This window comes from Aeromonas sp. ZOR0001, from assembly GCF_000801015.1.
GTDB classification, from domain to species: Bacteria; Pseudomonadota; Gammaproteobacteria; order Enterobacterales; family Aeromonadaceae; genus Aeromonas; species Aeromonas veronii.
Map to the genome: position 1 here is coordinate 78,250 of NZ_JRJY01000080.1, position 10,636 is coordinate 88,885.

Annotated in this window: 11 protein-coding genes; 4 read left to right on the top strand and 7 right to left on the bottom strand. The window is 61.9% G+C overall.

Annotated features, from left to right (window positions below):
* Window positions 1-140 precede the first annotated feature (140 nt).
* A complete protein-coding gene (locus L972_RS10210) occupies window positions 141-1,079 on the bottom strand; it encodes a LysR family transcriptional regulator (protein WP_047438007.1) in 939 nt (312 codons plus the stop codon).
* A 135-nt stretch (window positions 1,080-1,214) separates the two neighbouring features.
* On the opposite strand from L972_RS10210, the gene L972_RS10215 reads away from it, so the two are divergent.
* From L972_RS10215 to dcuC, 3 genes are read left to right on the top strand one after another with little or no spacing between them, the layout of a single operon-like run.
* A complete protein-coding gene (locus L972_RS10215; RefSeq protein ID WP_047438009.1) occupies window positions 1,215-3,014 on the top strand; it encodes an adenine deaminase in 1,800 nt (599 codons plus the stop codon).
* 16 nt (window positions 3,015-3,030) lie between these two features.
* Entirely contained in the window at window positions 3,031-3,948 is a 918-nt protein-coding gene (gene rihC / locus L972_RS10220; protein ID WP_047438206.1) for a ribonucleoside hydrolase RihC, read from the top strand.
* A gap of 54 nt (window positions 3,949-4,002) precedes the next feature.
* Window positions 4,003-5,364, top strand: coding sequence for a C4-dicarboxylate transporter DcuC (dcuC, locus tag L972_RS10225; RefSeq protein WP_047438011.1), 1,362 nt, complete (start codon window positions 4,003-4,005; stop codon window positions 5,362-5,364).
* 209 nt (window positions 5,365-5,573) lie between these two features.
* Here the strand turns inward: dcuC and L972_RS10230 are convergent, their stop codons facing one another.
* Window positions 5,574-6,242 carry an HAD-IA family hydrolase gene (locus L972_RS10230; RefSeq protein ID WP_047438207.1) on the bottom strand — a complete coding sequence of 223 codons (669 nt, stop codon included), beginning with the start codon at window positions 6,240-6,242 and terminating at the stop codon, window positions 5,574-5,576.
* A 20-nt stretch (window positions 6,243-6,262) separates the two neighbouring features.
* Window positions 6,263-6,508, bottom strand: a complete 246-nt coding sequence (locus L972_RS10235; RefSeq protein WP_047438013.1) for a hypothetical protein — start codon at window positions 6,506-6,508, stop codon at window positions 6,263-6,265.
* Window positions 6,509-6,624: 116 nt separating this feature from the next.
* Between L972_RS10235 and L972_RS10240 the strand changes: the two genes are divergently transcribed.
* Entirely contained in the window at window positions 6,625-7,533 is a 909-nt protein-coding gene (locus L972_RS10240) for a LysR family transcriptional regulator (protein WP_047438015.1), read from the top strand.
* Window positions 7,534-7,627: 94 nt separating this feature from the next.
* On the opposite strand, the gene L972_RS10245 is transcribed toward L972_RS10240, so the two are convergent.
* The 4 genes from L972_RS10245 to L972_RS20830 form a co-directional block, all read right to left on the bottom strand.
* Complete coding sequence (locus tag L972_RS10245; RefSeq protein ID WP_005335125.1) at window positions 7,628-8,566, bottom strand: sensor domain-containing diguanylate cyclase; 939 nt, start codon at window positions 8,564-8,566, stop codon at window positions 7,628-7,630.
* A 199-nt stretch (window positions 8,567-8,765) separates the two neighbouring features.
* A complete protein-coding gene (locus L972_RS10250) occupies window positions 8,766-9,458 on the bottom strand; it encodes a cold shock domain-containing protein (RefSeq protein ID WP_047438017.1) in 693 nt (230 codons plus the stop codon).
* 132 nt (window positions 9,459-9,590) lie between these two features.
* Window positions 9,591-10,157, bottom strand: coding sequence for a cysteine hydrolase family protein (locus L972_RS10255; protein ID WP_047438019.1), 567 nt, complete (start codon window positions 10,155-10,157; stop codon window positions 9,591-9,593).
* Window positions 10,158-10,206: 49 nt separating this feature from the next.
* Window positions 10,207-10,636 (bottom strand): FAD-dependent monooxygenase (locus L972_RS20830; RefSeq protein ID WP_047438231.1); only part of this gene is annotated, 430 nt, incomplete at its 5' end.

Genomic DNA, 10,636 nt, shown 5'->3' on the forward strand with positions numbered 1-10,636 from the left:
GTTTTTATTGCGGCATGCAGTGTTGATGGCGATGGTTCATACCGCAATCTGCGGTCGTAATACGCTCTATCCACCGCTCAGGCGAGCAGCGTCACCAACAGGGACGCCTCCCCCGGCTCCACATTCACCTCGTGCCAGCCTCAACCGTGTTGGCTACTTAGCTGTTCGATAATGGTGCCGCGCAGCAGGGCTCTCCCTTCGTCGATGCGAGTTGATCGGGAGAGTCCTTTCGCCCACATCAGCGCCAACGTGCGACTCAGCACCGGTTCGTGCAGCGCCACGACCTTGAGCTGGGGATCGCACTGGTTCGCGGCATAGAGCCCGGGCAGGATGGCAACCGCCAGCCCGGAGCGCACCAGGCCGTAGAGTGTCTCGACATAATCTGTGGTGTATCTGGGTTTGAGCCCGGGCAACTGGCTCTGGGCCAGGCAGTTGACCTGCCGGCTGACGTTGCCTCTGGCAAAGAGGGCGATGTCGCGGCGGATCAGCGTCTGCCAGCTGATGGCCTCCTCCGCTGCCAGCGGATCCTGCCGGTTGATCACCGCCACCAGCGCATCGTCCAGCAGCGGCGTCACCTCCAGCGAATCGGGCAACTCGCCATCCAGCACGCCAATCCCTGCATCCAGTGATCCCTCGGCCAGCGCCAGCAGCAGACCGTCGTTGGTGTGATCCTGGAACTCGACCCGCAAGCCCGGAAACTGCTGCTGCAGACGGGCGGCCGCCAGCGGAAACATCAGGGTGCAGGCCGACGGGATCAGACCGATGCGCAGGGTGCCATCGCCCCCTTCGACCATCACCTGCTGCATATCGGCAAAAGCGGCATGGGCCACATTGAGTAGCCCCTTGGCGTGAGGCAGGATTGCCTCCCCCTGTTCGGTCAGGGTGACCGCCTGCGCGGTGCGGTGAAACAGTTTGCCGCCGAGTACAGATTCAATCTGGCGCAGGGCACTGCTCAGGGCAGGCTGGCTGATGGCCATCTGATTGGCCGTTTCGGTGAAGTGGCGCAGCTGGGCCAGCGTGACAAAATACTGGATCTGCTTGAGAGAGAGCGCAGGCAGACGGCGCCAGGGTTCGGACATGAAATCGACAACCGGAGAAAAACGTTTGCAGCAGCATAACCCTTTCTTATCCAGTTATAAATTCTTTGCGCTATGCACGGGCCAATCCCCTCCCTAAAGTGGGCCCATTATTCCCCTTGTCAGGCCATCTCCTTCATGTGTGAACAAGATGCATCCCTCAACTTGCGCCGCCGCGCCGTGCAGGCAGCCCTCGGCGAAGCCCCCTTCGATCTGCTGCTGACCAACGCCAACCTGATCGACATGGTGACCGGCGAGATCCGCCCCGTCGACGTGGGGCTGGTCGGCCCGCTGATCGCCAGCGTCCATCCGGTCGGCTCCTTCCAGCAGGCACGCGAGACCCACGATCTGGCCGGCGCCTATCTCTCGCCCGGTCTTATCGACAGCCATGTCCATGTGGAGAGCTCCCACCTGACGCCGGAGCGCTACGCCGATGTGGTGGTCGCGCAGGGCACCACCACCATCTTCTGGGATCCCCACGAACTGGCCAATGTACTCGGGCTGGCGGGGGTGCGCTACGCCATCGACGCCAGCCGCAATCTGCCGCTGCGGGTCATCTGCGCCGCCCCCTCCAGCGTTCCCTCGACGCCGGGTCTCGAGATGTCGGGGGCCGACTTCTACGGCCCCGAGATGGCCACCATGCTGGAGTGGCCGGAGGTGGCGGGGATCGCCGAGGTGATGGACATGCAGGGGGTGCTGGGCGGCAGCGAGCGGATGACCGGCATCCTGCACGCCGGTTTGCAGCGCAATGCCCTGATTGAGGGACACGCTCGGGGCCTTAGTGGTCACCGGCTGCAAGCCTATCTGGCTGCCGGGGTCAGCTCGGATCACGAACTCACCTCGGCTGCCGATGCGCTGGAAAAATTGCGGGCCGGGCTCACCCTCCAGCTGCGCGGCTCCCACCCCTATCTGCTGCCGGAGATCGTCGCGGCGCTGAAACAGCTGCCCCACCTCTCCTCCCAAATCACTCTTTGTACCGACGATGTGCCGCCCGACATGCTGCTGGAGAAGGGGGGTATGATTGCGCTGGTCAAGCTGCTGGCTGAGCTGGGGCTGGCGGTGCCCGACGTGCTGCGGATGGCCACCCTCAACGCCGCCATCCGCCTGCAGCGCAACGATCTGGGGCTGGTTGCCGCTGGCCGCAACGCCGATCTGGTGGTGTTCGACAACCTCACCGATCTCAACCCGATCTGCGTCTACAGCGGCGGCATGCGGGTCGCCCGCCATGGCGCCATTCTCAACCCCTCCGAGCCTGTCGCTGGTTGTCAGGCGCCGCGCGATACCATGCAGATCCCCCTGCGCACGCTGGAGGAGTTCATCATCCGGGTACCCGGGCTGACTGCGGGACGGGCCCGCTTCAAGACCATCAAGGGGGCTCGCTTCACCCAGTGGAGTGAAACCGAGGTTGAGGTTCGGGATGGTCAGGTCATCGTGCCAGCGGGATTTAGCCTCATCTCTGTGCAACACCGCCATGGTCGCCATCAGGCGGGAACCCGGCTGGCACTGCTGGAGGGGTGGGGCGAGCTGCAAGGAGCCATCGCCACCAGCTACTCCCACGACTCCCACAATCTGGTGGTGCTGGGGCGCGACCCGCAAGAGATGATGCTGGCCGCCAACACCCTGATCGCCAGCGGAGGCGGCATGGCGGTCGTCCAGCAGGGTAAGGTGTTGGCCCACGTTGCCATGCCCATCGCCGGCATGCTCTCCGACCTGCCAGCCAGCGAGCTGGCCGCCAGCTTCCACGCTCTGCGCGAAGTGAGCGGCAAGGTGGTGGAGTGGGAGCCCCCCTATCGGGTCTTCAAGGCCATCGAAGGAACCTGTCTTGCCTGCAATGCGGGGCCCCATCTGACCGATCTCGGCCTCACCGATGGCCTGACCCGCGAGATTGTCGACCCCTTCATCTGCTGCTGGCCCCACGATGCCAGCCAAGCCGATTAACCTCGAGGAGAACAGCGTGAACCCTGTCGCCATTATTCTGGATACCGACCCCGGCATCGACGATGCCGTTGCCATCGCCGCCGCCCTGTTTCATCCCGGGATCGAGCTGGCGCTCATCACCACGGTCGCCGGCAACGTCGATGTCAGCAAGACCACCCGCAACGCTCTGCGCCTACTGCACTTTTTCGGCCAAGAGGTGCCGGTGGCACAGGGGGCCAGCCAGCCCCTCGTGCGCCCCCTCGACAATGCCAGCCATATCCACGGCCACTCCGGTCTCGATGGTTACGAGTTTGCCGAGCCCGGGCAACAGCCGCTGCCGATGCATGCCGTCGAAGCCATGAAGGCCACCCTGCTCGCCAGCGAACAACCCATGACGCTGGTGCCCATCGGGCCGCTGACCAATATCGCCCTGCTGCTCACCCTGTACCCCGAGTGTCGGGAGAAGATCGCGCGGATCGTGCTGATGGGCGGCTCGGCCGGTCGGGGCAACCACACCCCAAATGCCGAGTTCAATATCTACGTGGATCCCGAGGCGGCCCACATCGTCTTCAGCTGCGGCCTGCCCATCGTGATGTGCGGGCTCGATGTCACCAGCCGGGCCACCCTGACCGGCGAGATGATTGCGGCGCTGCCCGCCCTCAACCGCACTGGCGCCATGCTCCACGCCCTGTTCGGCCACTATCGCGGCGGCAGCATGCAGACCGGGCTCAAGATGCACGATCTCTGCGCCATCGCCTATCTGGTGCGCCCCGACCTCTTTATCACCCCGGCCTGCCATGTGGCCATCGAGACCCGGGGTGAACACACTCTGGGCACCACCTCGGTGGATATCAACAACCGGCTCAAGCGAGCGCCCAATGCCGAGGTGTGCCTCGATATCGACGTGCCCGGATTCAGGGCCTGGTGCATGGAGACCCTTGCCCGCGCCATCTGATCACGAACCGCCAGCCCGCTGGCCCATTCACATCAAGAAGAGAGTGTTGGAAACATGCTGGAAATAATTGTCAGCACCCTGATCCTGGTTATCTGCGGCTATCTCATCGCCAAAAACTACGATGCCAAGATAGTGCTGTTTGGTGCTGGACTGCTGCTGATGTTTGCCGCCGTCGGACTGGGCCACCCGCTGCTGCCTGCGGCGCAGAGCAGCGGCCTCAGCTGGCTTGATCCCTTCGTCCAGATCAAGCAGATCTTCATCAGCCAGATGGGCAATGTCGGCCTCACCATCATGGTGCTGTTCGGCTTCTCCAGCTACATGAGCCACATCGGCGCCAACGATGTCACCGTCATGCTGCTGACCCGCCCCTTGAGTCGCATCCGCTCCCCCTACCTGCTGGTGCCGGTGATTTTCCTGCTGGGCAATCTGCTCTCGCTGGTGGTGCCGAGCGCTGCCAGTCTGGCGGTGTTGCTGATGGCGACCCTCTATCCGGTGCTCAAGGCGTCGAACATGTCCTCCCTTACCGCGGGGGCCGTCATTGCCACCACTGCCACCATCATGCCCAGCCCGCTGGGGGCCGATAACGTGCTGGCCGCCCAGAAGCTGGGGATCCCGCTGGTGGAGTACATCGTCTCCTACCACGCCCCCATCTCGCTGCCGACGCTGGCCTTGATGGCGGTGGTGCACTACTTCTGGCAAAAGGCGATGGACAAGCGCCAGCAGGCGCGCGGCGGACTGGAGGAAAAAGAGGAGTCGCTCGCCGTGCCCACCGGCTTGCCACCCGCCTACTACGGCCTCTTCCCGGTGCTGCCGCTGGTGCTGGTACTGCTGTTCGGCATCTGCTTTACCCATATCTCGCTCGGGCTGGTGGAGATCACCTTCGTCTGTCTGCTGCTCACCATAGGGGTGGAGCTGCTGCGCAAAGGCAATATCAAGGAGACCAGCAAGGAGTTCGCCATCTTCTTCACCGGCATGGGCACAGGTCTCGCTCAGGTGGTCTCGCTCATCGTTGCGGCCAGCATGCTGGTGGAGGGGCTCAAAGCCATCGGCATCATAGACACCCTGGTGGAGAGCGTGAAGCACATCGACGGCGTCGGCTCCATCCTGATGTTCTTCTTCTCCGGCACGGCGGCGCTGATCGGCTTTATCAGCGGCAGCGGTTTGGCGGTCTTCTACTCCTTTATCAACATCATTCCCGAGATCACCGAGAAGGTCGGGGTCAACAGCGTGGCGGTGGCCCTGCCGATGCAGCTCACCGCCAACCTGATCCGCTCCATGTCGCCGGTCGCCGCGGTGATCATCGTCATCGCCTCGATCACCGGCAGCAACCCCATCGAGATCATCAAGCGCACCTCGGTACCCATCATCTCGGGCATCATCTGCTGCATGACCCTCTCCTACCTGCTGTTCAGCTAAACCCGCTCCATCTGCAGGCGATCAATCCGGTCGCCTGTAGACGGTTTTTTATCCCCGGTTGACAGGGAACCCACTACAGGTAAGCGCCCGGAAGATAATCGGTGTGGACCGTCTATAACTTTTGCGACCAAGAGCCACATACGCCTGAGTAACTGACCGCCAGCCATCAGGCTCAGCCCCCTAATTCAACTCCCAGAGCTCTCGCGCCGTCATTCTTTGTTGGCGCCCTGCATCGACAGCATCACCAGCAGGGACTCGCTTTCCTCCAACTCCACCTTCACCTCGCGCCAGTCGCGGATCACCGCCACCACCGCCGGATTGAGCGGCGCATCGCCCCCCACCTGTACCACGGTGCAGCCTGCGTTCAGGGCGCTCTCGATACCGGCCGGGGCATCCTCGAACACCAGACAACAATCGGACGAGACGCCAAGCCGCTCAGCCCCCAGCAGATAGGGCTCGGGATCGGGTTTGCCATTAATCACAGCTTCGGCCCCCACCAGTACATGGGGCAGCGGCAAACCGGCACAACTCAGGCGATGGCGACCAACCCGCTCACTGGCGGAGGTCACAATGGCCCAATGCTCTGGCGGCAAGCGGCGCAGCAACTCGCCAGCCCCAAAGATGGCGTCGCCACCGGTATGTTCCATCTCCAGCTCGTCGAGGCGCGCCGCCTCCCGCTCGACATCCAGTTGCGGGGCCAGCGCCCGGATCACCTCTCGCGAGCGCATACCGTGGCACATCGCCAGCACCGGCTCGGGGGCCAGCTGATGATGCTGACACCAGAGCCGCCACACCTTCTCCACATCGCCTGTCGAGCAGACCAGGGTGCCATCCATATCGAGCAGCAGGGCGGATACCGACAGGGTGATCGTGTTCATGCCAGCATTCATACAGGCTCTCATACAGACACCCCGGCCAGCTCGGGCAGAGAGCCAGAGAGCGCATCGGCAAAGGCCTGCTGCTGGGCGGCACGCTCATAACAGGCTAGCGCCTGCTCGGCACTGCCAGCCCACACTTGCAAGGGGCCGACCACAAACCCCTGTTGCAGCAGGCTGGCGAGCAGCGCCCCCGTCTCCGGGGCCGCCAATGGCTGGGCCAGCACCAGCTTGCCCTTGATCAAAAAGAGATAGCGTTGGGTAGACATGATATGGCTCCTTGTTCCGGTTCAGAGGAGGGCGATTCCCCCCTTGCCGAGCCATTAGAACAAGGCGATTAGATAATTTATAATCAATAAATGGCCACCTTTGATAACAAATTGGAATGAAATTTGACTTGAGGCAATTGCAGGCGTTTGTGACGCTGGCCGACACCGCCAACTACCGGGAAGCGGCCAGCCGCCTCTTTATCACCCAACCGGCCCTCACCAAGCAGATCCAGGGGCTGGAGCAGACGCTGGGCTGCACCCTGTTCAAACGGGGCCGCCACGGCGCCGAGCTGACGGCGCTCGGCGCCCAGCTGCTCACTCAGGCAAGCGCACTGGTCAAACACGGCAGGGAGTTTGAACGTCACGCGCTGGCAGTGGCGAGTGGCGTGGCCGGTCGGCTCAAGATTGGGTTTGGCCTGTCGAGTTTCGCGCTGGCCCCCTCGCTGGTCGCCCGCTTCAAGCAGCAGGTCACGGACGTGATGGTCCATCTACAGGATATGCCCTCAGCCATCCAGCAGGAGCAGCTGCTCTCCGGCCAGTTGCAGCTGGGCTTTATGCGCAGACCGCAGGTGCCGCAGTTGCAGGAACACAGACTGCTGATCGACCGGCTGGTGCTGGCGGTGCCGACACGGATGACCGAGCCAGACCCGGCCGCATTCGACGTCCAGCAGGCACTGACCAGTCAACCCCTGTTGCAGATGGTGGGCCACCGCTGCCCTGGGCTCAGCCAGCAGATCGCCGGTTTTCTCGGCGCCAATCGGCTGACCGGCATGGTCCAGGAGGCCGAAGATATCCAGACGCTGGTGGCGTTGGTTGCGGCGGGCATCGGCAACGCCATCCTGCCACGCAGCGTCAGCTTTATCGCAGGGCCCGATGTCACCCTCTATCCGCTCTCTGGCCTCAGCTCCGAGTGGGAGGTCAGCATGGTATGGAATCCGGACTTTGCCGACCCCATCCGGGATCACTTCGTCAGGCAGGTGATCGCCAGCCATCCCTTGCCGGTGTCAGCCACGCCCGAGCGCTGAAACCAACGCTCGCTGGTGGCTAACACCGTAACCAGCCAAAAAACAGTGCGCCCCCATCAAGGGGGCGCATGCAGGACAAAAGCGGCAATGCGGCTCAACAGCTGGCGCAGTGACTACGGTTTTTACCCGCCCCCTTGGCGCAATAAAGCGCCGCATCGGCCGCGGCCAGCAACGCCCCTTCCCCCTCCAGCAGTTGCTCTGCCGTGTAGGTGGCAATGCCAATGCTGGCGCTAAGCTGAATATTATTTGCCACCACGATATCGAGATCGTTGATGGCCTGGCGGATCTCCTCTCCAATCCGCTGGGCCGCATCTCGATCGGTATTGCCGAGGATCAGGGCAAACTCGTCACCACCAAAACGGCAGGGCAGATCCGCCGGACGCTGGCAGAAGGATTGCAGAAGATGGCCCACCAACTGGAGGGAGCCATCCCCCATCTGATGACCAAGATGGTCATTGCACGCCTTGAAGTTATCCAGATCCAGCATGATGAGGGAGAGCGGGGTATGTTCACGCATGCTGCGCCGCCACTCGTTATGCAAAAAGCTGTTGAACAGCCGCCGATTGGCCAGTCCGGTCAAGGGATCATGTTGGGAGAGGCTGGCAACTTCCAGCTCCAGCAGCTTGCGCTCGGTGATATTGATATGGGCGATGGAAAAATACTCGGCGTCAAGCCCGGGTACCGGCGCGACTCGCATCATAAACCAGCGCTGGGTGTCGGGGCTGTGGCAGGGGTATTCCAGATAGAACTTCTCCTGCTGATGACGGATAACCCGAAGGATCCCCTCCACGGCAGCCAATCCAGAGGGCTCGGATTCAGCGTCACAAGCCCCCATGTAATTGACCCCAATCCAGTTATATCCCTTTGGCATACCGTTTTGCTCGGCAAACAGATCCCAGGCGAGATTGGTGTAATGGATCACGCCATCCCGATCTATCACAGATATCTGGTCTTCCAGCGAATCCAGCAGTGCAGCCAGATGATGGGCTCGCTCGGCGAAGTGACTCTGCCGCGTCTGTATATCATCCGCCATGGTGGCCATCCTGTGGCAAAAGTGGCATACCGCCATCTATTAACAATTAAGTCATCAGATAGAGTAAAGCACCCCATTCCCACTTAGCCAACTGAGACCAAATTTCACCATCGAACACTATCCGCCAAGGTTTCAGGCCAGTTTCCCTGTTCCGGATAACAAGAGCACATCATGAGCATATGTCTCTGATAAGTCACATTTAATGACCACACCACTGATTTTCACAGGGGATGCCATCTCCTTCCCCATCCATCTTGGTACCAGGGCAGTTTTGTAAAAACCAGGTTGCCTCCTCGCAGGAGGTCATCTGGAAGCAATGCTGCCGACCATCACACTGACGAATAAAGGTCGTTGTCTGTGGCGTGCTGACCGAGGTGCTGATCTCTTCCTGATTGAAAGATGAGACCGACAATGGCGCCATCGAATCGGCCGAGAAACGGGAATAGATGGAAAAGAGGCCGACGAGCACCAGCAGGGGGATCAGTTTGCCACTCCAGCTGCTCTTGCGACGTAGATAGGGGTTACTCCGCTCTCTGGTAGAAGTGGGTCTTGGCGGCTGACTTGCCGCCCGAAACGATGGCGCCGCTGATGATGCGGTCGATCTTGCTGCTGATGATTCGGCCGAGGGCACTGCATCCGCCAACGTGAGCGGGCGATCGGGGAAAAAGACCTGTAACGCCCTTGGCTTGCCATCCTGGCCACTGCCGATCAGATAGGTGACACGCTCCCCCGGCTCTGGCACTCGGCCATCTGATTGCAGCGCCGTAACATGCACAAACAGCCCTGCACTGCGTGATCCATTGGTTGCCTGCTCGGCGCCATTTTGCTCCGGCGTAATAAATCCAAAGCCGCGCGCCTCGTTCCAGCTCGCGATCCGTCCCTGATAACGCATCTGTCCATCCTTGTTGTTATCCATGTGAGCGCTATATTGCCCGACAATCATGTTGCCCAAAAGCGCTGCGGCCCGACAGGGGGCCGCAGAGTCAATCTCAACATGGTGCTCGGGTGCTGCCTGCGTTAAGGATCAAGCCAGCCGGGACACCTTGATGATCTCGGCGATGCGACCCAGCATCCGCAGCGAGGTGTGATGCTCGGTGGCATCTGCGGCGGCGCAGGCATCCTCCAGAATGGTGATGGCGTAGTCGCGATCGTGACCATCCCGCGTCGCAGCCTGAATGGCCCAGCTGGTGCTCACCCCGCACAGATAGAGGTGGTCGATGTGATTGGCCCGCAGCGCAGGCTCCAGCGCCGTGCCATAGAAGGGGCTCACTCTGGGCTTGGTCAGCACCAGATCACCGGGTTGCACATCCAGATCAGGATGAAAGTCGGTGCCGCTGTCAGCCAAAGAGAGCGCCCCCAACTGGTGAGCGCGACCAAACATGGGAGACCCCTTGGGTTGCAGCTGATAGCCGCCGTCAAAGCCCACCTTGATCAGCACTACCAGCCAGCCGTTGGCGCGGGCATGGGCCAGCGCCTGATTGGCATGCGCGATGGCATCCTGCTCCAGCACATGGGCTGCGGAGGCGGCGATGCGCCCGTCGGGGTGGGCGATGTCGTTGATAAAATCGATCACCAGCAGTGCCTTGTTCATCACCTTTGCTCCTTCGCGCATTCAGCCCGTATTACCTGGTTTCTACCTGTCAAACCAGCCCCAGTGCATAGCGCAGCGCCATCTCCTTGAGCGGGCCCGCCTTGTCCGCCAGATTGAGAGCAAGATTGCGGGCCAGCTTGAGCGGGCCAATCTCGTTGCTGAATACCCCGTAGAAGAGATCCATCCCCGACTGCATCAGCAGGTTGTCGGGACGACGGCGCCGCTCGTAACGCTCGGCCAACGCCAGTTGATGCCAGTCGGCGCCAGCTCCTTGCAGCAGATCAGCCCAGCAGGCCACATCCTTGAAGCCGAGGTTGACCCCCTGCCCCGCCAGCGGGTTGATGGTGTGGGCAGCATCGCCAAGCAGCACCACCCGACCGGCGTGATAGTCGTTGGCGTGGCGGCGCACCAGCGGGAAGCTCCCCTTGCCGGTGACGGTGAACCCGCCGAGCCGGCTTGGGAAGTGGCGGCGCACTTCG